This is a genomic window from Acinetobacter sp. WCHA29, from assembly GCF_002165335.1.
Taxonomy (GTDB): Bacteria; Pseudomonadota; Gammaproteobacteria; order Pseudomonadales; family Moraxellaceae; genus Acinetobacter.
The window spans coordinates 1-23087 of record NZ_NHRQ01000006.1 but is presented as its reverse complement, the minus strand read 5'-3'; the positions used below and the strand labels follow the sequence as shown (position 1 = coordinate 23087).

General features: G+C 38.3%; 19 protein-coding genes and 3 pseudogenes. 11 read left to right on the top strand and 11 right to left on the bottom strand.

The features are described 5' to 3' along the window. Positions 1 to 138: 138 nt before the first annotated feature. A complete protein-coding gene (locus tag CDG59_RS06180) occupies positions 139 to 513 on the bottom strand; it encodes a hypothetical protein (RefSeq protein ID WP_005161007.1) in 375 nt (124 codons plus the stop codon). A 215-nt stretch (positions 514 to 728) separates the two neighbouring features. On the opposite strand from CDG59_RS06180, the gene CDG59_RS06175 reads away from it, so the two are divergent. Further along, positions 729 to 1283, top strand: a complete 555-nt coding sequence (locus tag CDG59_RS06175; protein ID WP_087544250.1) for a cytochrome b — start codon at positions 729 to 731, stop codon at positions 1281 to 1283. Between the two features lie 43 nt (positions 1284 to 1326). On the opposite strand, the gene CDG59_RS06170 is transcribed toward CDG59_RS06175, so the two are convergent. The 4 genes and pseudogenes from CDG59_RS06170 to CDG59_RS15355 form a co-directional block, all read right to left on the bottom strand. Continuing rightward, complete coding sequence (locus CDG59_RS06170; RefSeq protein ID WP_087544248.1) at positions 1327 to 2325, bottom strand: adenosine deaminase; 999 nt, start codon at positions 2323 to 2325, stop codon at positions 1327 to 1329. Between the two features lie 82 nt (positions 2326 to 2407). Continuing rightward, positions 2408 to 3727: an NCS2 family permease gene (locus tag CDG59_RS06165; RefSeq protein WP_005161017.1), complete on the bottom strand. Its 1320-nt coding sequence runs from the start codon at positions 3725 to 3727 to the stop codon at positions 2408 to 2410. Between the two features lie 330 nt (positions 3728 to 4057). Then, the gene (locus tag CDG59_RS06160) at positions 4058 to 4255 is read right to left on the bottom strand and encodes a hypothetical protein (RefSeq protein ID WP_087544398.1); all 198 of its coding nucleotides are present in this window, start codon (positions 4253 to 4255) and stop codon (positions 4058 to 4060) included. A 332-nt stretch (positions 4256 to 4587) separates the two neighbouring features. After that, a pseudogene (locus CDG59_RS15355) lies at positions 4588 to 5488 on the bottom strand (TonB-dependent receptor domain-containing protein). Positions 5489 to 5771: 283 nt separating this feature from the next. Here CDG59_RS15355 and CDG59_RS06150 point away from each other — a divergent pair. Together CDG59_RS06150 and CDG59_RS15465 are read left to right on the top strand one after the other, a co-directional pair. Further along, positions 5772 to 7835 carry a TonB-dependent receptor plug domain-containing protein gene (locus CDG59_RS06150; protein ID WP_087544246.1) on the top strand — a complete coding sequence of 688 codons (2064 nt, stop codon included), beginning with the start codon at positions 5772 to 5774 and terminating at the stop codon, positions 7833 to 7835. Positions 7836 to 7999: 164 nt separating this feature from the next. Next, a pseudogene (locus CDG59_RS15465) lies at positions 8000 to 8221 on the top strand (DUF6500 family protein). 9 nt (positions 8222 to 8230) lie between these two features. Here the strand turns inward: CDG59_RS15465 and CDG59_RS06140 are convergent. From CDG59_RS06140 to CDG59_RS06130, 3 genes are read right to left on the bottom strand one after another with little or no spacing between them, the layout of a single operon-like run. Beyond that, positions 8231 to 9703 carry a sulfite reductase subunit alpha gene (locus CDG59_RS06140; RefSeq protein ID WP_087544244.1) on the bottom strand — a complete coding sequence of 491 codons (1473 nt, stop codon included), beginning with the start codon at positions 9701 to 9703 and terminating at the stop codon, positions 8231 to 8233. A gap of 10 nt (positions 9704 to 9713) precedes the next feature. Further along, positions 9714 to 10304: a PepSY-associated TM helix domain-containing protein gene (locus tag CDG59_RS06135; RefSeq protein ID WP_087544243.1), complete on the bottom strand. Its 591-nt coding sequence runs from the start codon at positions 10302 to 10304 to the stop codon at positions 9714 to 9716. A 34-nt stretch (positions 10305 to 10338) separates the two neighbouring features. Then, positions 10339 to 11916 (bottom strand): DUF2271 domain-containing protein, encoded by a 1578-nt coding sequence (locus CDG59_RS06130; protein WP_087544242.1) that lies wholly within the window; start codon positions 11914 to 11916, stop codon positions 10339 to 10341. A 309-nt stretch (positions 11917 to 12225) separates the two neighbouring features. Here CDG59_RS06130 and CDG59_RS06125 point away from each other — a divergent pair, with 309 nt between their 5' ends. After that, positions 12226 to 13107 (top strand): DUF4198 domain-containing protein, encoded by an 882-nt coding sequence (locus CDG59_RS06125; RefSeq protein WP_087544240.1) that lies wholly within the window; start codon positions 12226 to 12228, stop codon positions 13105 to 13107. A 290-nt stretch (positions 13108 to 13397) separates the two neighbouring features. Here the strand turns inward: CDG59_RS06125 and CDG59_RS06120 are convergent, their stop codons facing one another. After that, positions 13398 to 13823: a hypothetical protein gene (locus tag CDG59_RS06120; RefSeq protein ID WP_087544239.1), complete on the bottom strand. Its 426-nt coding sequence runs from the start codon at positions 13821 to 13823 to the stop codon at positions 13398 to 13400. A 256-nt stretch (positions 13824 to 14079) separates the two neighbouring features. Here CDG59_RS06120 and CDG59_RS06115 point away from each other — a divergent pair. Further along, a pseudogene (locus CDG59_RS06115) lies at positions 14080 to 14334 on the top strand (hypothetical protein); the annotation flags it as partial. Positions 14335 to 14380: 46 nt separating this feature from the next. Here CDG59_RS06115 and CDG59_RS06110 read toward each other — a convergent pair. Together CDG59_RS06110 and mnmG are read right to left on the bottom strand one after the other, a co-directional pair. Continuing rightward, the gene (locus CDG59_RS06110) at positions 14381 to 14713 is read right to left on the bottom strand and encodes a DMT family transporter (RefSeq protein WP_087544238.1); all 333 of its coding nucleotides are present in this window, start codon (positions 14711 to 14713) and stop codon (positions 14381 to 14383) included. A 94-nt stretch (positions 14714 to 14807) separates the two neighbouring features. Further along, on the bottom strand, positions 14808 to 16688 hold the full coding sequence (gene mnmG / locus CDG59_RS06105) for a tRNA uridine-5-carboxymethylaminomethyl(34) synthesis enzyme MnmG (protein WP_046738718.1): 1881 nt from the start codon (positions 16686 to 16688) through the stop codon (positions 14808 to 14810). Positions 16689 to 16939: 251 nt separating this feature from the next. Between mnmG and CDG59_RS06100 the strand changes: the two genes are divergently transcribed. The 6 genes from CDG59_RS06100 (at position 16940) to purD (ending at position 22932) form a co-directional block, all read left to right on the top strand. Beyond that, positions 16940 to 17254 (top strand): hypothetical protein, encoded by a 315-nt coding sequence (locus CDG59_RS06100; protein ID WP_005215318.1) that lies wholly within the window; start codon positions 16940 to 16942, stop codon positions 17252 to 17254. Positions 17255 to 17453: 199 nt separating this feature from the next. Beyond that, positions 17454 to 18359 carry a 50S ribosomal protein L11 methyltransferase gene (gene prmA / locus CDG59_RS06095; protein WP_050041886.1) on the top strand — a complete coding sequence of 302 codons (906 nt, stop codon included), beginning with the start codon at positions 17454 to 17456 and terminating at the stop codon, positions 18357 to 18359. Between the two features lie 14 nt (positions 18360 to 18373). After that, positions 18374 to 19237, top strand: a complete 864-nt coding sequence (locus tag CDG59_RS06090; protein WP_087544236.1) for a DUF3426 domain-containing protein — start codon at positions 18374 to 18376, stop codon at positions 19235 to 19237. A 375-nt stretch (positions 19238 to 19612) separates the two neighbouring features. After that, complete coding sequence (gene fis, locus CDG59_RS06085; RefSeq protein ID WP_001086304.1) at positions 19613 to 19882, top strand: DNA-binding transcriptional regulator Fis; 270 nt, start codon at positions 19613 to 19615, stop codon at positions 19880 to 19882. An 82-nt stretch (positions 19883 to 19964) separates the two neighbouring features. Then, positions 19965 to 21539 carry a bifunctional phosphoribosylaminoimidazolecarboxamide formyltransferase/IMP cyclohydrolase gene (gene purH / locus CDG59_RS06080; RefSeq protein WP_087544235.1) on the top strand — a complete coding sequence of 525 codons (1575 nt, stop codon included), beginning with the start codon at positions 19965 to 19967 and terminating at the stop codon, positions 21537 to 21539. 106 nt (positions 21540 to 21645) lie between these two features. Beyond that, a complete protein-coding gene (purD, locus tag CDG59_RS06075) occupies positions 21646 to 22932 on the top strand; it encodes a phosphoribosylamine--glycine ligase (protein WP_087544234.1) in 1287 nt (428 codons plus the stop codon). The last annotated feature ends 155 nt before the right edge of the window (positions 22933 to 23087 follow it).

Sequence of the window (23087 nt, the reverse complement as noted above, 5' to 3'; positions counted from 1 at the left end):
CTATTCTAAACGTAGGTATTTTTACAATTTAATCATATAAGTCTATTAACACGATCTCCAATTACAAGACCATATCAATTTCATGTAAAAAAGCAGAACCAAGTCAAACTTAGCTCTGCTTAGCGTATTTCATCAGAATTATTTCTTCAACACTTCTGCGACACAGGCATTTACTGTTTTAGAAACAACTTGATTTACAATCGTTGCACGCGCTGTAGGATCAATCGCAGCTGTGGCCAATTCAACAGTCGTTACACTATTTGGTGCTTTTTCACTAACACATCCACATACATTCGTTTGAATGTTTTCACGTTGCTCAGATGTCATTAAACGTGTCGCTGTTTTCCATGCTGGTAATGTATTGATCTCATTAATACATTTTGCATTCACAGCAATTTTTAATGCAGCCATACCTAGCTGCTGAGATGTTGTTGCAGTGGAATTATTAGTATTTGGCGCAACACACCCATTTAAAGCAAATAACATAGGTACGATAAAGAATAATTTTTTCACGAACTCAAACCTGTATCCAAAATTTTAGCACGCGTATTGTGCCTAAAGGATGACTTGAAAGAAATGACTGTGTAGATTCTTTACATAATATAACAATCAAGTTGCATTTTACTTACTGCTCTACACGTAAAACGCTCTGTTACATATACACTGTATATGAAGAAAAATGAGCTATTTAAAATCGTAAAACTCATATTCACCGCTAGGATGTTGCGATGTCAACCTCAGCACAATATTACACTCGCACAGCGCAAATTTTACACTGGCTGATGGCGGCTATTTTTATCACAGCTTGGCTGATCGGCTTTTACAGTGGGAATTTTCTCAGCTATGACGTTGATGGAAGCTTCAAAGGCAATGTTATTACACTACATAAAAATATAGCCACCACCATTATCTTTCTGGTTGTGATTCGAATTTTTTGGCGTTATACCCACCCAGTCCCTAAACTACCAAACACCATGTCACCTATGATGAAGACTTTGGCTCATATCGGCCATTTCTTACTGTATCTCATGCTACTTGCGCTACCAATTACCGGCTGTTTATTTAGCTGGAGTGCTGGACATCCAGCTCCTGTTTTATATTTATTTGAAATTCCTCGCCTAGTTCAAGATAATTTTGACCTGCTTGAAATAGTGAAACCATTACACATTTATCTTTCTTGGTTTGCAGGTTTACTTATTGTTGGTCATGCTTTAGCAGCAATAAAACATCACATCATTGATAAAGATAATGTCTTATTGAGTATGTTGCGCCAACCTAAATAAATCCTGACACATAAAAAAACCGCTTAACGCGGTTTTTTTACATTTAAATCTTTTTTACTTCTGCAATCCATTTCTGTTTCTCATCATCAGAAATAAAGGATGCCTCAAAAGAGTTAATTGCAAGTTGCTTAAGCTCCTCATTCGATAAATCTAAAGCCTGCTGAATTGCTACAAAGTTATCATTCATATAACCACCGAAATATGAAGGATCATCCGAGTTTACAGTAACATGCACACCTTTTTGTAATAAACGGCGGATGTTATGCTCGCCCATGTCATTGACAACACAAAGCTTTAAATTACTTAAAGGGCAAACTGTTAATGGCATTTTTTCTGCGATTAAACGTACCATTAACTGCTCATCTTCCTCTGAGCGAACACCATGATCAATACGGTTTACTTTGAGTAAATCCAAAGCTTCCCAGATATATTCTGGTGGGCCTTCTTCACCTGCATGTGCCACAATCAAGAAACCTGCTTCACGTGCTTTAGCAAAAACACGTTCAAATTTCGAAGGAGGATGCCCTACTTCGCTTGAATCTAAACCAATTGCAATAATGTCATCTTTAAATGGCAAGGCTTGCTCAAGTGTTTCAAATGCTTTTTCTTCACTTAAATGACGCAAAAAGCACATGATCAATTGAGAACTAATCCCTAATTTTTCTTGAGCATCTTTACAAGCACGCTTTAAACCTGCCAGTACCGTTGCAAATTCAACCCCACGCTCAGTATGTGTTTGTGGGTCGAAGAACATCTCTGTATGCACGACATGATCTTCAGCACATTTCTCGAAATATGCCCAAGCTAGATCATAAAAATCTTGTTCATGCACCAGCACGTTCGCACCAGCATAATAGATATCAAGAAATGATTGAAGATTATGGAAGTTGTAGGCTTGCTTTACTTCCTCAACTGATTGATACGGAATCTGAATCTGATTACGCTGTGCAATTGCAAACATCAGTTCTGGTTCAAAAGTCCCTTCAATATGCACATGCAATTCGGCTTTGGGTAAAGCACGAATCAGCTCGATTTGATTCATATTAACTCCACGTTTAAATAAAAAAAGGGTGTTGCCTGTTCGGTACACCCTCTAAAGGTTTTATCAATAACTTTTAAATGGCTTAACCACCAAATGCAATAAATTTAAATACCCACAGTGCAGCAATAATCCAAACCATGTAAGGAACTGTTTTTGCTTTGCCTGTAAATAATTTGACTAATGCATAACTAATAAAGCCCATTGCAATACCATCCGCAATTGAATACGTAAATGGCATAAATACAATCGTTAAAAATGCAGGTACTGCTTCTGTAATATCATCCCAATCAATATGTGTGATTCCTTGAATCATCAACACACCGATAAATAATAATGCAGGAGCTGTTGCAAAACTTGGAACAGATTGAGCTAATGGTGCCAAGAATAAGCAGCCAATAAATAAGAATGCAACGACAACGGCAGTCAAACCTGTACGACCACCCGCAGCAACGCCAGATGCAGATTCGATATAAGGTGTGGTTGAAGATGTACCTAATGCTGCGCCTGCAACAATTGCTGTTGAATCAGCAAACAACGCTTTCTTCAAACGAGGTAACTTACCATCTTGTAGTAAACCTGCACGGTGCGATACACCAACTAAAGTCCCTGTACTATCAAATAAATCGACAATAAAGAAGACAAAAATCACACCAACCATACTTGCAGTAAATAAACCTTCAAAGTCCATTTGCATAAAGGTGGGTGCAATCGATGGAATTTGTCCAACAACACCTTTAAATTCATTTAAGCCTAAAGCTGTCGCTATTCCAGTCACAGCAAGAATACTAATGATGATCGCACCACGAACTTTTAACTGGTGTAAAACCACAATCATTAAAAAGCCAAATAAAGCCAGTAAAACCGTAGGTTGCTTGATATTTCCCAGACCAACTAAAGTCGCTGGATTGTCTACAATGATGCCTGCATTTTTAAGCGCAATGAGGGCAAGAAATAAACCAATACCCCCGCCAATCGCAAATTTAAGCGACATAGGAATGGCATTGACAATCGCTTCACGAATTTTAAAAAAGCTGATTGCCAAAAAGATTAAACCTGATACAAAAACAGCCGCAAGCGCCGTCTGCCAAGGTACACCCATGCCTAAACAGACCGAATAGGTAAAGTAGGCATTTAGGCCCATCCCCGGTGCAAGTGCGATTGGATAATTGGCAACAATCCCCATTACCAAGCAACCAATAGCAGCAGCTAAACAGGTTGCAACAAACACGGCACCATGATCCATTCCAGTTTCGGAAAGAATAAGTGGGTTTACAATAATGATGTAACACATCGTCAAAAATGTAGTTACACCCGCTAGAACTTCTGTTCTGAAGTTGGTTTTGTTCTCACTTAATTTAAATAAGCGTTCTAAAACACCAACCGAAGCATTAGGCGTTGTCATAACATAGCACCTGTTAAAATCTGAGATCTTAGGAATTGAAATCTATACACTTGCATTTCAATCTTTTTTGAATTTGCGAAATGGCATACACAACGACAAAGCAATCTCTATGCCAGCCGAATACTTGTGACACCAACAAGATGTATAAATGTGACCCGCTATCAAAATGTAAAAAGCTGCATAACGAGATGCAGCTTTTTATTCAATGGTAAATATTTTAACAGATTTTAAGCAAAACTTGACGGCTTCAAATCAAAAAAAGGCTAGTTATCATACATTCTAGAAAGACACATACACTGAATTGCAATAATTATTGATTAATATCAATGACTATTGATCGTTCTTATACGATGACAAATGTGTATGCTTGGTATAATTAGGATTATTCTGGATCATATGCAAACTCTGTTCCGCATCATTTACAATGTTCGTAAGCTCTTGGTGTCTTTTATCTTGGGCATCTACATATGCAGCGTAACCTAAAACAACAATCGAACAGACAACAAGCAATGGAAGGAATTTCTTCATTATTATTATCTCTATTGTATGCTTTTCTTGAATATTAACAATAATAAACAAAAAAGAGAATTAATTAACATTAAATAATCAAAAATTAGAAATAATTCACAATTATATGATTGTTTATGAATTGATTTTGTATATTTTTCATCCAAATAAATCTTAAATTATTTATATTCTTAATGCAATTGCATTTTATATAATTCAATTAGATAGCTTGAAATTTAAGCATTTTTTATAACATTTGTTAAAATTAAAGAAGGATTATTATCAAAAATCAAATAAAAAAGCATCTTTAGTTTAACTAAAGACGCTTTTACTCATATGCGATCTAAACAAGTTTAAAACTGATAATTCAATCGAACTAGAACATTACGTGGTGTTCCAGGCATTGACTCTGAGCGCCAATAGTCTTTATTAGTTAGGTTATTTACAGCAAGCGTAACGTTCCAAGGATCAGCGCTATAACCAATTGCAGCATCTAAACGCGTGAATCCTTGAAAATCGATAGGCGTATTATCTAAATTGCCATTGGAATATATCTTCGCATCACCAACATAAGTTGCGCCAATTTCACCATAGATCTTCTCGACTGGTAAATAGCGTATAAATAAGTTTCCAGTATGGCATGGAGTATTATTGAGTACTTTACCAACATTGGCCGCTTTATTGTCTTTAGAAATCTCTGTATCCATATAGCTATAGCCTCCCCGTACAAACAAGTTATCTAAAGCACGTCCAATAAAGCTAAACTCCATCCCTTTAGACTGATGCTGGACCCTTCAATATTTCAATGCGCTCAATATTGGCAGTACTACGGCGAACTTGACCACTTTCACGGACACCATCACGATAGATATCGCCAGTATCTGCATTAAATCCGCGCAAGTTGATGCCATCACCACGCATATCATAGCTCGTTGATACCCCAGGTGTTCCCTGTAACATGACACTTAAATCATTTGCACCATAGATTTTATATTTCTGAACATCAATGGTATCAATCGTTTGAGGAATATCTTTTTTCTTTAGCCCATTTCGAGTCACGCTGGCTTGATCATAATCAATATAGCTTTTAATTGGATCAAGCTCACTCATTGCTTCAATTTTAATCGTTGGCATAACCGCAGCCTGAATATTGTTTTCGTTGGCAAGTAGGTACTGCGCTTGTAAGAGCATTAAGCTTAATGCACTAAATCTAAAAATAGGCTTGTGAGAGAGCGTAACATATCGAGATGTCATAAAAATTCCAAACAAAAAATCAGACAAATATTAAGAAAAACTTAAAATATAAAAAACAATACAATATTAATGAAAATAATTCTTATTTTCACCATATTTTGCATAATTTCTTTCTCATAGCTTATTAAGCAGTCAATTTTTACGAAATCATGCTCTTTAATAGCGCATAAATAATTAAAAAATTTTTTTAAATCTGAGGCTTATTTAAGCTAAATTCCATTTTTCTACACAATTTTACATTAGGCTACACAAAATAATTTGATCTTTCTTTTGGGGTACTTGAATGAAATATCCACTCTATTCTGGGAAATTGAGTGTACTTAGCTCGGCATTACTGAGTATCAGCACTTCAGTTTTCGCCGCTGATAGCAACATAACAACACCTACAGAAACAGCAACGCAGGTTTTACCTACCCTATCGTTTAAAGCATCGGCAGAGCCACAGAAACCAAAAGATGATGATATAAGTGCTGTACCTAAAACCATTATCACCCGTGATGAAATGCTACAGTACGGCGATCAATCCGTGATGGATGCATTACGTAGAGCTGCTGGATTTCAACTTCCGACACCTGGACAAGGTCCACGCGGTGGTGGCGGCGCTTCTGGAATGCGTTTCCGTGGTGGAGCTGGTCCAACATTCCTTATCAATGGTGAACCTGTGCAAGGTGGACCACGTGGAGGGATGTCTATTATTGACACGATTACCCCTGAAATGATTGAACGAATTGAAGTCGTGAAGCAGCCAAGTGTTGCTCAAGCGTCTGTTGCATCATCAGCTGTTATCAACATTATTTTGAAAGAACCTCTCGATAGTCGTATCAGTGGCTCGATAAAAGTAGGTTATAGTAAGTATGAGGATTCTGAGAAACAATCAAAGAGCGAACAAAAAATCAGCCTACAAGCAGATGGTCGTGACAACGCATGGTCATATAGCGTTTCTGCAAATCAAATGTGGGTTGATAACACATCCCTAACCAAAACAGAAACATCAGCGGGTACACGTGAACAATCGCGCACGGTCAATCGAAGCATGCAAATGTTTTCACCTCGCTTGCAATACGATCTCGATGATCAACAAAAATTGATTGCCGAATTATTCTATCGCAACATCAAAATGGATGGTTATTCAGGCAATCAAACGCAAGATGATAAAAATGATAGCATTCGTCTAAATACACGTTATGAACGAAAAGACAAAGACTTAAGCGATAAGATTCGGCTATCCGTTGAACGTCAAACCGAAACTCAACTCACCCGCTCACCTCAAAATACCATTTATACCGATGAAACCATTCATGAATATGGCCTCGCTTATGATGGGATGCGTAAATTAGATCCGACTCGTCAAATCAAATTTGGTGTTGATACACGGAGTAGTAATTTAGACAGTAATGTGAGCAATAGTTTAGATGAGCAACGTTATGCTTTATATGCCGAGGGAAGCTGGCGTTTTACAGATCGACAAACCATTACGTTGGGCGCGCGCCAAGAATGGTTAAATCGCTCTGGTCTAGTTGACTATCAAGACCAACATCTTAGCCCTGTACTTGCTTATCGTTTTGATCTAAACGAACAATGGTCGATTCAAACCAACCTGAGCCAAGCATTTAACAGTCCAAAAACTGATCGTCTCATTCCGAATGTCACTGTTTCTACAGATAGCGATGCTGGTTCATTGAATAATCCTGATCGCGGTGGTAATCCTGACTTAAAACCAGAGAAAACAAGCGCTGTAGAATCAACTCTGGCATATGACTCAGCGAATGGTGGTATGAGTTTAACTGCATATCATCGCGAAATTAAAGATTACATCGAAAAGGTGATTGCGCTTGAAGGGTCACGTTATGTTGAACGTCCACAAAACCAAAATCAAGCAACGACCTATGGTGTTGAACTTTCTGGACGTTATGCGCTGAAACAAACGGATGCAGGTCATTCATTTATGCTGAATGGGCAAATATCAACAATTCGTGCAAAAGTTGAAGATGAACAGCACAATGAGCGTTTAGTCAGCGATGTTGCCCCATATAATGCAAGTGCAGGGTTATCTTATAACTTTAAGCCTTGGCAGCTTTCTACCAGTATCAATGTGAGCTATACACCTGAATTTACGCGTGGTTTAGATGGTCAACCTTATGATCGAACCACCAATCAACGTTTTGGATTAGACCTCAGTGCAACCAAGCGTTTCACTGGTGGCTGGGCGGCAAGTTTAAATCTCAACAATCTACTCAGTACAGATTATAAAGAACGACTGACCAATCAATCTGACGGTAGTTTATATCAAGCAAGAACAAATCAAGGTATGGCGAGTTTCCAATTCTCTGTTGAGAAAAAGTTCTAACTTTACTGCCTAGGCTAAATTGATTCATCATTAACAAAAGCCAGTTATGAAAATAGCTGGTTTTTTAGATTTCAAAATAGATATTAAAAATCTAACTATGAAAATTTTCGATATTGGGAATACTATGATCTTCATCCTACTTTCATCAGTGCTTAGAGGATAATATGAGAACCGAACTCAAAGCCAAAATCCTACAGGTCTGCGATGAAAAAATTGCAAAAAAAGGCAGTAACGTCAGACTTTCTTTCTATGCTTTTTTGCCAATAAAAATGGTGATCCTGAACACTTAATGGAAGCTGCCCCATTGGTGGATCATTGAACATCGACTTGATCATTTTGAAAAAGCTGACAAGATCAAAGCACTAGTCTTAGCCCAACCCGATTAATCAAACGTCTTAATACACATCGCGTTGATAACGCTGTTGCTGCTTAAGCTGTTCTACCTGTTCATACCCTAGAATCTCTTTTAGAACTTGATCAACACCGCTCGCCATGCCTTGTAAACTACCACAGACATATATCGCTGCGCCTTGTGCAATCCATGCTTGTAATTGAACCGATTGTTTTCTTAGACGATCTTGAACATAGATTTTTTCAGCTTGATCACGTGAAAAAGCATAATCCACATACTCCAGAAAACTATGCTGCTGCCAATAGCGAATCTCTGTTTGGTACAAATGATCAAACTGCTGCTGTCTTTCACCAAAAATCAACCAATTCCGTCTATATCCCCAATGCTCACGTTGGCGTAAATGTGCAACTAGACCTGCGATTCCCGTACCATTGCCAATTAAAATCAGTGGTCGATCATCATGAACTAAGTGAAAACTTGGATTATGACGTATGTTGGCTTGCAGCGATTGGTCTTGCTCCAACCCCACTGTCAACCAACCTGAGCCTAGTCCTAAACCTGATTCAGTCTGTTGCTGTCTCACCACCAATTCAATTAAACCGTTTTCAGGTAAGCTTGCAATCGAATACTCACGCTGAGCTAAGGATTCAAATTGTGTAATCCATTCAGCAAATGAAAGTGATGCGCGAGGTGGTAATTTTCTTAAATTTAAGCGGCGCAGTTGAGGTATGAAATCCACTGCATCTTCTTGCTGTTGTGCTACTAAAAAATTCTGAATATCAATCGTATTATTTTCACATTGAATTTCTAAAATATCGCCTGATGACCAAACTAAATCTTGTTCAGAAATCAATTGGATTTTATAAATTGCTTCCCCAATACTGCCTTTATTCAGGCATTGGCGATGAGCAAATCTTAATTCCACGCGCTCTTTTTCAATGGATAGCGCAGAAAATTGAGTGGTGGTTAACTGCTCCAAGCTAAGCAACCATTGTTCTAAATCACGACTATTGAGCTGATCCACACAAACTGTTGGAAATAGGGCTTGAGCTTGCTGCTTCAATAACCATTGTTCTAGTGTTTTCCCAAACTGACAAAAATTCGCGTAACGTTGATCACCCAATGCAAGCACTGCAAATGATAAATGCGATAGATCTAAAGATTGGGACAATATTTTATGAACAAATGACTGAGCAGTATCAGGTGCATCCCCTTCTCCATAGGTACTCACCACCCATAAAATACGTTTATGTTGCATTAAATCAGCAATACTCAGTTCTTGAATATTTCGAATTGCAGTGTGATGATCAATTAAACGCAATTGTTCAGCGGTGTGATTTGCCCAAGATTCAGCATGACCTGATTGACTTGCATACACCACTAAATAAGCAGGATGATCTTGCTTGGCTTTTTGCTTCACATGACGTTGTTGCCATAACAACCAAACGATTATAAAGAGATGTAGACTCAATAATATTGCCAATATCACAATAATCGTCAGTACAGCTTGAGTCATCCTTTCACCCTTAAATGGCAGACCAAATGAGCAAAATAATTGCCGATAAACTACATGCCGTTAAAAGCAGATGTGTCACTAAACGGGTTTTAATGGTCAGGAACAGAATATAACCTGCCAAAGATAATAAAATAATGATGATCGCACTAATATCAATCAACCAATGCCAAGCTGTTCCAACATTTTTTCCACGATGCAAATCATTCAATAATGAAACAGTAGTGGCTGGTTTCTGTGTCATTTCAACATCACCATTGTCGAGCAACACCCATAAGTCTGTTGAACCTGCTGGGCTTTCGAGACGAATCATGACCTCACCGTCTAGCACTTCACTACTTTTATAACGACCAATCAAAGGCTGTTTCGAACGAACGTATTCCACAATACTTTGGCTTGGATTCTCTTGTTTTTGCAGAGACACAACCAGTGTTGGCGGTAAAGTGAATGTGGTGGTTTGCTCTTCATTTTTTGATTTAAACCAATCAGGATTATTGAGAAATAAACCTGTAGCAGCAAAGAAGATCAAAACGATAAAGGCAAAGGCAGAAAGCCAACCATGCACATAGCGTGCATGGCGGTAAAAATCACGGCGTTGATACAAGGGACTAGCCTCATAAATGGAGTGATGCTAGAAATTAAGCACCACGTTGGAAATTCAATTTAACTGTACCAATTTCTGCTTGAGCAGGCAGCGTTTGTGTTGCAGCTTTTGGTGTGACATTCAATTCAATAGTTTGATAAGAATGATCACCATGCTCACGCGAGGTTTCAATATGGATAATATATTTACCTGCATTCACTATTTTACCCGCTTCGTCTTTACCATCCCAAGCCAACTTATACTGTCCTGGTTGACGTGAAGGTTTTGCAACAGCATCTAAGTTTGGCATTTGACGACCATATCGACGCCACCAAACATAGTTAGAGTTAATCCACTTCTCATCTTTACCCCAGACAGCCAGTGTACGCACAATTTTTTTATCGCTATCTGTAACCCAAACTGACACATAAGGTGCACGGTAGTTATCTACTGCGATTTTTGGAATATTCACTTCTAACTGAGCTTGGTAGCCTTTTGGCCAAGCTGTTGCTGCGCCATTCGCCGCAACATGACGCATTAGAGCAGGTTGATTGGCATCTAATAATGATGACCAGCCTGAACTTTGATAACGTGTGCCGTCAGTTGCAACAAGTTGAGCTTCATAACCGACGAGTTGTTCAATCAGTTGCATCCCTTCATGCGCAGGCATTGCGGTTAATGCTGTTGCTAAAGCATCTGAATCAGCAGCACATTGTCCAACCACAACACATTGTTCAACGTTTTGAATCGGTTGTCCTGTATGTGGATTTAACAAATGTGATTGATCTGCGAACCCACGATAGCCTTGACCACTAAAAGCTACAGCTTGATCTTTCAGTTTGAGTACCTGAGTTGGTGCAACATTATCAAAACGTTCATTTGGGTCTTGTACACCAACTTTCCAACCCGCTTGTTGAGGTGATTGCCCCCATACACGCATATCGCCACCAATATCGATCAGAATACCTTGTAAATGTGGCACTGCTTGTTTAGCTGCTAACAAAGCACGGTCAATCACATAGCCTTTAGCGTAAGCATCAGGGGCGATTTTAATAGCTGATGCCGTTTTAATTTGTTTGGTTACAGGATTCAGTTCAATACTTTGCGTCTGTAACTGTCGCAATAAAGATTCTTGAGTATTGTCATCCAAGCGTTGGACTTGATTGCTATTTTCCCATAATTGGATCAATTGCCCCAAACGTGCATCAAAACCGCCACACGTTGCACTGCGCCACTGTTCACAAGCTGCGATAACATCATAAAGCTCAGATGAAGCAAAAATTTGCTGCTCACGATTTAATTGGCTGATTTCACTATCATCACGCCAAACAGAAAGAATCTGATCAAGCCTCGCAATTTCTATTTGAATTGCTTGTAAAGCTTTTTCTGCATCTTGTTGCTGAGATGTAGTGACTACAACATCTAAAGATGTGCCTAACACATGATCTTGATGAAAACGATAACTTGGTAATTGGATGGGCGCGGATAATTGATGTGCATCTTTTATATTTATACTTAGTTCATCTGCTTGAGTCGCCGTAAATGGGGACATCAAAACTGTTAACGCAGCCATCAACGGAGATAAACGAAAAATTATCTGTATTGGACGAAAAATTTGTTGAGTTGATGACATACGGGGATTCCATTTTCCAAGATTTACTTAAAATCTACTGGTCGCTCAATTAAAGTAATGCTCTTCTTCTATCTCAATACTTAACTTAGACTACGATATAATTTGATCAAATTTTTCAATAAAATCAATAATATTAATCTGCATAAAAACTTAAGTTAAAAGAAAGGAATAACTTTTTAATCATCAACTTAGTTTTTGAACATGACGATTAAAAATTTATCGAAATAATATTGCAATTGATACTCGTTATCAAGTAGATTGTGGCAAATCTTTTGCATTTTTGTATATTTCTCTTTTAAGGAATTTTTCATGCGTCATTTGATTACGACTGGATTACTCGCGCTGTTACCAACCTTGAGTTTTGCTCATACTGCCAGCCCATTTTTACTGCCTGAAGTCTTCGATAGCAAATCTGACAGTGTAAGCTTTCAAAGTGGTATTACAGTAGAAAAATTCTTTGTCGCAAGTAGAAATTTTAAAACCAGCTATCAAGTCACAACACCTGAAGGTAAAACTGAATCTTTCAATGCAGCAGCTGAACTCAAAAAGTTTAATATCGCTGAATTCAATTTAACCAATGATGGTACCTATCGCATTCGCACAAAAGAAGCGACTGGTAATCCAACCAAATATGCTCAAGTTGATGGGCGTTGGTTACGTGTTCGTCCATCACGACCTGCAAATGCTGCACCTATGCAACCTCAAGCAAATGCTGAACAAAAAGCACCTCAGCAAGCAACCCAACCACCACGTTTTGTGACAGAGGATCAAATCACGGCTAATGCAAAAACACTTCAAACAACAAACTATTATCTTGCTGAAAGCTTTGTGACAAAAGGCAAACCAAGCCCAATTCCACAAGTTGAAAATAAAGGTTTTGAATTTAAGTTTTTAACACACCCAAATGAATTATTTGCTGGTGAATCCCTTAAAGCACAAGTTTTAATGGATGGCAAAGCTGTTCCTAACTTAGAAGTTGATGTCTTTAAAGGTGCGAGCAGCTATCAACCCAATGCTAAACGTGAACAACCGCACGTGAAAACCAATGCAAAAGGTGAAGTCGAGATTAAATTTAGCGAAGCAGGCATTTATTTAATTACCGCGACTTATCCAGAAGCGAATAGTGACAATACCAAACCACCTGTTGCTCAAACATATACGTATAGTGTTACAGTCGAAGTAACTGAATAATTAAAATCTATCTTGGAAATGGTTGTTTTTAAGCGGCCATTTCTAACAAATATTCCCTCAACCTTACTCTCCGAATAAATAGTGTGTTTCATCATAAGCAATAGACTTTAATTCTTTTTACGTGGACAAAAATAAAAAAACAATTACTCGTGGATGAAGAATTGATTGAGGTCTTTACGAAATATAAGATTAACCAGTTTGGCATTTCACCGTACAATAACAATCTAGGCGAATACTATACAGGGAATGAAAAAATACGCAGCCTACGTTTACTATGTAACCTGTCTAGTCTAAAAGCTCTTGCTAGATTTATTTAAAGCCAATTCCTTTCTAATGTTAATCAGGTAAATGGATAGTGGCATCAATAATACATAAAATATATTTGACAGCCTAAAATTAGCTGCTCTCCATTCAAACAAAGCATACTCTTGTGCTCTATACTCATTGAAAGAAATTTCCCCATTCAAAAATGGAATAAACCAACGAATAAAATAAAAATAAGGCGGGAACAACATAAAAATAATATAAATGATCGTTGGTAAAAATAAGTGATTACGAACTTTTCTTAAGTAAAGAGCCAAGCTAAAAAAATAAAATAGTGATAGGAAGAAAGGATCTCCATAAATAGTTCCAGCCAAAGCAGGTACTAATAAAACGATCCAGGCAATAAAAACCACAAATTTAGACATTGCTAAATAGTTTAATAATTTGCTCATTCAACATCCCTCTATGAGGCATTATAAAATAAAAACAGATACTTAAATTGCTTTTATGGGGGTAAAATCCTAGACACCATTAACTAAGTTTGAGATTTTCAGCCTGTAAGAACGAGTTTAAGTATCTTCCCTTTTAGATTTAAACTCAATGCATTTCTATCTTGAAAAGAACAGCGTATATTGTTTTAAAACTCGTTCTTAGCTTTTTGATTATCATAAGGCTTTTGAAACTGTCGCACCTCATGTTTGAATTCGCCATCACATGACTAGCAACCAAAATGCGAATTGGTGTGTCACTAAACCTTGGTTCGATTATATTATGGGAACGCGTGTTTTAAATGATGTATCGCATACGGAAACAAACCCTCTAGCCATCAAAATGCCATTATGGTTAGAAAAAAAAGTGAATCTTCTTACTCGCCGTGTATTACCTAAAGCCTATGGAAAAATTGATGCGAATACTAAACTAGATCAGCAGAATGTAAAACAAGGGATTGAAGTGGCGCTTTAAGAATAAAACCGAACAAGATTTGCGTTCGGTTTTTTATTGCCGCAAATTAATGTGAACTACTTTTCGACAATAAGTTTAAGATCAGCACACCACTCATAATCAGTACAATCCCAATAATTCCCCAAACATCTAACTTCTGATCAAATACAATCCAAGCTACAGTCGTAATGAGGACAATCCCGACACCCGACCATACCGCATAAGCAATACCAACGGGAATTGTTTTCAATGTGAGAGATAAACAACAAAATGCAATCATATAACCGAGTACAACAACAATAGATGCAATCGGCTTTGTAAACCCTTCACTACTTTTTAAAGCAGAAGTAGCAATCACTTCAGCAACAATTGCGATAAATAAAATGAGCCAATTCTTCATTCAATTTCCCATAGATAAATGGTTAAGAACAAAATTTAAAAAAATACCCTCTTATAAAAAGAGGGTATTTTTAACACATAACTTTATACAAGAATTATGCTGATTTCTTCGCCATATTATTTTTACGAATGGTGATCATCAATAATTGTACTGCTGCAGGAGTCACACCTGGGATACGACTCGCTTGTGCCAAAGTTTCTGGACGAACTGTTTTTAACTTCAAGGTGATTTCACGTGACAAACCTGAAATTCCATCATATTCAAAATCAGCAGGAATTCGGGTTTCTTCTAGACGTTTCAATTGTGCAACATCTTCATGTTGACGGTTGATATAACCTTCGTATTTCACCGCAATTTCGATTTGCTCACCCACTTGCTCTGAAACTTCAGAACCCGTTAATTCTGCAATTTGACTGAAATTGATATTTGGACGTTTCAATAAATCAATCGCACTACATTCTTTACTAAGATCAGCACCCGTCATTTCAACGAATTTTTTACCCATTGGATTGTTTGGCGCAGCCCATAAATGTTGTAAACGAGAAGTTTCGCGCTCAACTGCTTCCATTTTTTCGCTATATGCAGCCCAACGCTCATCATCCACTAAGCCAAGCTCACGACCAATAGATGTTAAACGTTGATCAGCATTGTCTTCACGTAACATCAAACGGTATTCCGCACGTGAGGTAAACATACGGTACGGCTCTTTAGTTCCAAGTGTAATCAAATCGTCAACCAATACGCCCATATAAGCTTGATCACGTTTTGGTGTCCATTCCTCTTGTTCCCAAGCACGACGTGCAGCGTTTAAGCCTGCAAGTAAGCCTTGAGCACCCGCTTCTTCATAACCTGTGGTACCGTTGATTTGACCCGCAAAGTACAGATTTTGAATCGCTTTGGTTTCAAGTGTAAATTTCAATGCTTGTGGATTGAAATAGTCATATTCAATCGCATAGCCCGGACGCAAAATATGCGCATTTTCCATACCACGGATCGAACGAACTAAATTGAACTGTACGTCAAATGGTAAAGAAGTCGAAATTCCGTTTGGATAAAGTTCATGGGTATCCAAGCCTTCTGGCTCCAAGAACACTTGATGTGAATCTTTATCAGCAAAACGGTGAATTTTATCTTCAATTGATGGACAATAACGCGGGCCTACGCCTTCAATTACACCCGTATACATAGGTGAACGATCTAGACCACCACGAATAATTTCATGGGTTTTTTCGCTTGTATGGGTAATATAGCAATTCACCTGTTCAGGATGCATAGATGCATCACCCATAAATGACATTACAGGCGATGGGAAATCACCTGGCTGCGGCGTCATAACAGAGAAATCAACTGTACGGGCATCAATACGCGGTGGTGTACCTGTTTTTAAACGACCTACTGGCAATTTAAGTTCACGCAAACGATGAGCTAATGCAATTGACGGTGGATCGCCCGCACGACCACCACTTGAGTTTTGTAGACCAACGTGGATCACACCGCCCAAGAAAGTACCTGTCGTCAATACCACGGTTTTGGTATCAAAACGGATGCCCATTTGGGTTACAACGCCTTTAACGGTATCGCCTTCAACAATCAAATCATCCGCAGCTTGTTGGAAAATATCTAGATTCGCTTGATTTTCTAAAGTATCACGAATTGCAGCTTTATAACGAACACGGTCAGCCTGTGCACGTGTTGCACGAACAGCCGCACCTTTACGAGAGTTTAGAATACGGAACTGAATACCACCTTTATCCGCAGCAAGTGCCATTGCACCACCGAGTGCATCAATCTCGCGGACAAGGTGTGATTTACCAATACCACCGATTGCAGGGTTACAGCTCATCTGCCCCAAAGTTTCAATATTATGCGTCAACAATAATGTTTGTCTTCCCATACGAGCAGCAGCAAGCGCCGCTTCCGTACCAGCGTGACCGCCACCAATTACGATAACGTCGTAAACTTTAGGATAGTGCATAGTGGTAAATGTGTATTCAAAAAATGACAGAGTATTATACAGGATTTTTCATATTAAGTTGACAAAAACCGTCAATATTCTTATTCACTAGAAATCAATGGTCTGTATACAAAACACACAAAAAGAAACTTTCTGTTGCATTTTTCTCCAATGGTTAACAAAGCGCCACACAATCATTAACCTGATCACCACTGTTTTTGTGAATGAATTTCTTATTCTAGTTAATGCATAAAATACTTTAGGAAAATGATATGAACAAAAAGCTTTTAATTTCATCGTTTCTTTGTAGCCTATGTTTAGCTGTAACTGCACAAGTAAATGCTAAATCGACTGTTGATGCTCAAACTCAAAAGTATCAACAAGTTTGTAAAAGCAAAAAACAAGGTGATATGGTTTCTTTTGCTTATAAAGGTGTTGTTTATAACGGTACATGTGAACCGAATGAAGCTGGAAAACTAGCATTCCAGCCACCGATGCCTGCTAACAACGCGACACCTGAAACTCAAAGCAAAATTTCAGAAACTCAGTCTGCACCTCGTCCAGTAAGTTCAGTCCAAACACCATAGACTTATCAAATAGGAAAGTTATAAATATTTAAAATGATAAAAGAATGTGACCTAAGCACATTCTTTTATCCTATTTGATGTGATCAACACACTAAATTCAAAAAAAAGATCTTAAAATTGTAATCTGCCTATTTTATAATCCCTTTAGACTAGCTGAATCTATTACAATAACCCCAAATACATTTACTTAGGTTTTCCTGTGAACTGGCTACAAATTCATATTACCGTTGATCAAGATCAAGTTGAGCTTACTGAAACACTGCTTCTCTCTCTAGGTGCTGTGAGTGTGACTTTGGATGATGCTGAAGATCAGGCACTTCTTGAACCATTACCGGGTGAAACGCCACTATGGAATAAAGTTATTGTTACTGGAATTTATCAACAAGAAGAAGATGATCCTATCGATGTTGATACCTTAGAAGCTTTCCTCAAGGCGCAGCTTCCTAACGTTCCGATGCGTCATGAATATTTAGAAAATCAAGTATGGGAACGCGCATGGATGGACTATTACGAACCAATCCAAATTGGCGAGAAATACTGGATCGTACCTGAGTGGTTAGAACCACCTGAAGCTGATGCAACAAATATTAAACTTGATCCAGGTCTTGCTTTTGGTACAGGTAACCATGCAAGCACTTTCTTATGCCTACAGTGGTTGGGTAAAACCGACGTAAAAGATAAAATCGTCATTGACTATGGCTGTGGTTCGGGCATTTTAGGCGTTGCAGCTTTATTGCTTGGTGCTAAAAAAGTTTATGCCACTGATATCGATCCTCAAGCAGTATTGGCTACAAAACAAAATGCAGAATTAAATGGTGTACTTGAGCGTCTTTATGTAGGATTACCTGAAGAGTTTGAGCAAGAATTCAAACAACAACAAGCGGATATACTTGTCGCGAATATTTTAGCGGCACCGCTCATGGCACTTGCGCCTGAATTCTCAACTTTATTGAAAAATGAGGGTGAATTCGCACTTGCTGGCGTAATCGAAGAGCAAGTTGCTGATGTTTCTAGTGTTTATTCTGAATTTTTTGATATATTACAGATCGAAAAACGTGAAGAGAACTGGTGTCGCATCTCAGGAAAACGTAAAACAACAATTTGAGAAATTTGTTCCTTATGAGTGAAAAACAAACCCGCTGCCCTAAATGCTCAACCGTGTATAAAGTAAGCCTTTCACAACTTAGCGTTGCACAGGGCATGGTTTGTTGCCCAAAATGTATCATTAATTTTAATGCTTTAACGAATCTAATAGATTCTGAAACGGCTGACACGACCTTAACACCACCAAATCGTTCATTATTTTCTTCGATTCAACCCGATAGTTCTTTTGCTGAGAAGCAAATGCAAATTTTGAGTATTTTTGATCAGAAAATTGAAAACTCAAATATTGATTTATTGACTTATTTAAATAATTTAAATTACTTTAATACTGAACCTGTTACGGCATTGCCTAATTTGAACTTATCAGAAGATAACTTATTAATCGTCCATGAACAAAATCATAAACAACATGGCTGGCTTTATTACACATTGTGGGGATTAGGGAATATTGCATTAATTCTAGTTTTTGCTTTTCAGATTTTATGGTTCAATCCAAAACTCATGCATGATAGTCCAGCATTGAATCACATCTTTAACTATGCTTGCAGTGTAGTAACGTGCAAAATAAAGAATGAACAATATAAATTTCTTAGTTTTGAAAAAGTAAAAATTAAACGTGTAGGAAAAGATGAAACAAGCTTCACGGGTGTATTAGTAAACCGTCACAAAGATAGTCTTGTGATCCCCTCTATTAAAGTGATTCTAAAAGAAAATGGAGAAGTCATCACCGATATCACGCTAAAGCCACAGGATTATTTAGTGGATAGTTTAAAAAGCATCCAAAGAATCCCAACGAATAGCCCTTTTAGATTCGAATTTATAGTGCCAAAGAGTAAAAATAGCTTCGATGATTATAGTTTAGAAATTGTACAGCCTTAAAAGCGTAGAAAAATGACAAAAAAATAAAAAAAAGTGCAGTTAATTTGCTCACTTTTTCGCAGACAGTGGTATGATACGCGCCACGAATGCTTAACCCACTTACTCCTCGTTATTTATAGACAATAAAATCGTTAAACGAACTGTGCTTCTAACACATAAGCGCATTGTTGGTTTTTTTGTTTTTGAAAGTAGGCTGTAACAAATATTTAACTATTGTTACGCTTATTTTTTACACAAATCGAGGATTTGTGGCAAGCTAATAGTCCCTTTGTTTTAGAGTCACTGTTTTAGGATCTAAAACAGGACTCAGTAATTTAGACCACATTTACATATCACTTTATCCAAGTGGTATTTTGATTTTTCGGATTAACACGCATGAATAGCAAATCTCCTATTTTTACGGCTCAATCTGATGTCGCTCTTCGCATCCATGTAGATCGCGCAGTTCGTCATTATTTTGCACAATTGCAAGGTGAGCAACCATCTCAAGTTTATGACATGGTTTTAGCAGAAATGGAGAAACCTCTTTTATCTGTGGTCTTAGAATACACTCGTGGCAATCAAACGCGCGCTGCTGAGATTTTAGGCCTTAACCGCGGAACTTTACGTAAAAAGTTAAAAGCTCACGGTTTAATGAGTGAATAATTGATAAAATGCTCACGTTCTCGTGGGCATTTTTTTTGCCTTTTATTTTTAATCTGTAGACTTCAAACTGTTGACTAAAATCATGACTATCAAACGTGCTTTAATCTCTGTTTCCGATAAAACTGGAATCGTTGAATTTGCTCAAAATCTTGCAGCTCTAGGGGTAGAAATTTTATCTACGGGCGGTACATATAAGTTGCTTAAAGACAACAATATCGCTGTAGTAGAAGTTTCTGAACATACAGGTTTCCCTGAAATGATGGATGGTCGTGTTAAGACACTACATCCAAAAATTCATGGTGGTATCTTGGCACGTCGCGGTCTAGACGAAGCTGTGATGCAAGAACACAATATCGATGCAATTGATCTTGTGGTAGTAAACCTTTATCCATTTGCTGCAACAGTTGCTAAACCAAATTGCTCACTTGCAGATGCGATTGAGAACATCGACATCGGTGGTCCAACCATGGTGCGTGCAGCGGCAAAAAACCATGCTTCAGTCGGTATCATCGTCAATGCTGCTGACTACGATGCAGTTGTTGCTGAGTTAAAAGCAAATGGTGGACTTTCCTACGAAACTCGTTTCGACTTAGCGGTAAAAGCGTTTGAACATACTGCTCAATATGATGGCATGATCGCATCTTATTTAGGAGCACGTGTTGGCAAAGCTGAGGGTGAAGCAGATTTATTCCCTCGCACGTTCAACACCCAACTCAATAAAGCTCAAGATTTGCGTTATGGTGAGAACCCTCATCAAAATGCAGCATTCTATGTTGAAGCAAATGCTAAAGAAGCATCAGTTTCAACTGCGAAACAATTACAAGGCAAAGAATTGTCTTATAACAATATTGCAGATACAGATGCAGCACTTGAGTGTGTTAAATCATTTGCAAAACCTGCTTGTGTCATCGTTAAACATGCAAACCCATGTGGTGTTGCAGTTTCATTAGATGGTATCCAAGCGGCTTATGATCTTGCTTATGCAACTGATCCTGAATCTGCATTTGGTGGCATCATTGCATTCAACCGTGAATTAGACGTTGCAACTGCACAGGCCATTGTGGATCGCCAATTTGTTGAAGTGATTATTGCACCAAGTATTGCTGAAGGCGTACTTGAAGTTACTGGCGCGAAAAAGAACGTACGCGTGTTAGTCTGTGGTGAACTTCCTGCAATCGATGCACGTACCGCTCAACTTGACTATAAACGCGTGAATGGTGGTTTGTTAGTTCAAGATCAAGACTTAGGTATGATCACCAAAGATGATCTTAAAGTAGTAACTAAACGCGCACCAACTGAACAAGAAATTGATGATCTTATCTTTGCTTGGAAAGTAGCAAAATATGTGAAATCAAATGCGATTGTTTATGCTAAAAATCGTCAAACGATTGGTGTAGGCGCAGGTCAAATGAGCCGCGTAAATTCTGCTCGTATTGCTGCAATCAAAGCTGAACATGCTGGCTTAGTGGTTGAAGGTGCGGTCATGGCATCTGATGCATTCTTCCCATTCCGTGATGGTATTGATAATGCGGCTAAAGCTGGCATTAAATGTATTATCCAACCGGGTGGTTCTATGCGTGATGAAGAAACAATTGCAGCTGCTGATGAAGCTGGTATTGCAATGGTGTTCACGGGTATGCGTCACTTCCGTCATTAATACCCCTAAGTCCCTCTTTCTTGCGACACCTAAATCGCATCCTAGGGGGACTTTTTTATTCTGAACAGGTATATTCTTAAATACGGAAAAAGGAAATAACTTAATAATGAATATTTTAGTTTTGGGTAGCGGTGGCCGTGAACATGCACTTGCATGGAAAATCGCACAAGATTCAAAAGTAACACAAGTTTTTGTTGCGCCAGGTAATGCAGGCACAGCAACCGAAGATAAGTGTCAAAACGTTGACATCGATATTTTAAATAATCCTGCAATTATCGAATTTGCAAAGGCAAATTATGTGGCATTGGTGATTGTTGGCCCTGAAGCACCTTTAGTAAATGGTGTGGTTGATGCAGCACGTGAAGCAGGTTTAAAAATCTGGGGGCCGACTCAGTACGCTGCACAGCTTGAAGGTTCTAAAGCATTCGCTAAACATTTCTTAAAACGCCATAACATCCCTACAGCATTTTATGATGTATTTACTGAAGTAGATGCTGCAAAAGCTTATATCGAACAGCATGGCGCACCAATCGTGATCAAAGCGGATGGCTTAGCGGCAGGTAAAGGTGTAATCGTTGCAATGACCAACGAAGAAGCTTTTGCTGCGATAGACGATATGCTTGCAGGCAACAAGTTTGGTGACGCTGGTTCACGTGTTGTAATTGAACAATTTCTTGCAGGTGAAGAAGCAAGTTTCATTTGTATGATTGATGGCAACAACATCTTACCGATGGCAACTTCACAAGACCATAAACGTATTTTTGAAGGCGACCAAGGTCCAAATACGGGTGGTATGGGGGCGTACTCTCCTGCTCCAGTTGTTACACCAGAAGTATTTGAACGTGTAATGAATGAAGTTATGCGTCCTACTGTTGATGGTATGGCTGCAGATGGTCATGTTTACACAGGTTTCTTATATGCTGGTTTAATGATTGATGAACAAGGTCAACCACGCGTTATTGAATTTAACTGTCGTTTCGGTGATCCAGAAACTCAACCGATTATGATGCGTTTAAAATCATCTTTAGTAGATTTGGTTGAAGCAGGTATTGCGGGCAATCTTCCAAAAGAAGCTGAATGGGATGATCGCAAATCAATCGGTATCGTACTTGCAGCTGAAGGATATCCTGAAACTGTACGCAAAGGCGATGTGATATCAGGTATTGGTCAATCTCCAGAAGATACTAAGATTTTCCATGCAGGTACTGCAACGACTGAAGATGGTCATGTGATTACTGCTGGTGGTCGCGTTCTTTGCGTGACTGCGCTTGGAGAGACAGTTCTAGAAGCTCAAATCAATGCTCTAGAAGTATGTGGTCAAGTGACATTTACAGGTATGCAGTATCGTAGTGATATTGGTTATCGCGCAATTGCACGTGAAAAAGCAGAATAAGCTTTGGTTAATTAACAAAAGCCTTCTTCGGAAGGCTTTTTATTCTTTAATTAGCATAAAAATCACTTCCTTATTCATTAGACTTCCGTCATAAATCAAAAAACGTACAATTTATTTGATCTTAAATTAATCAGCAAAATTATTTAATTCAAGAG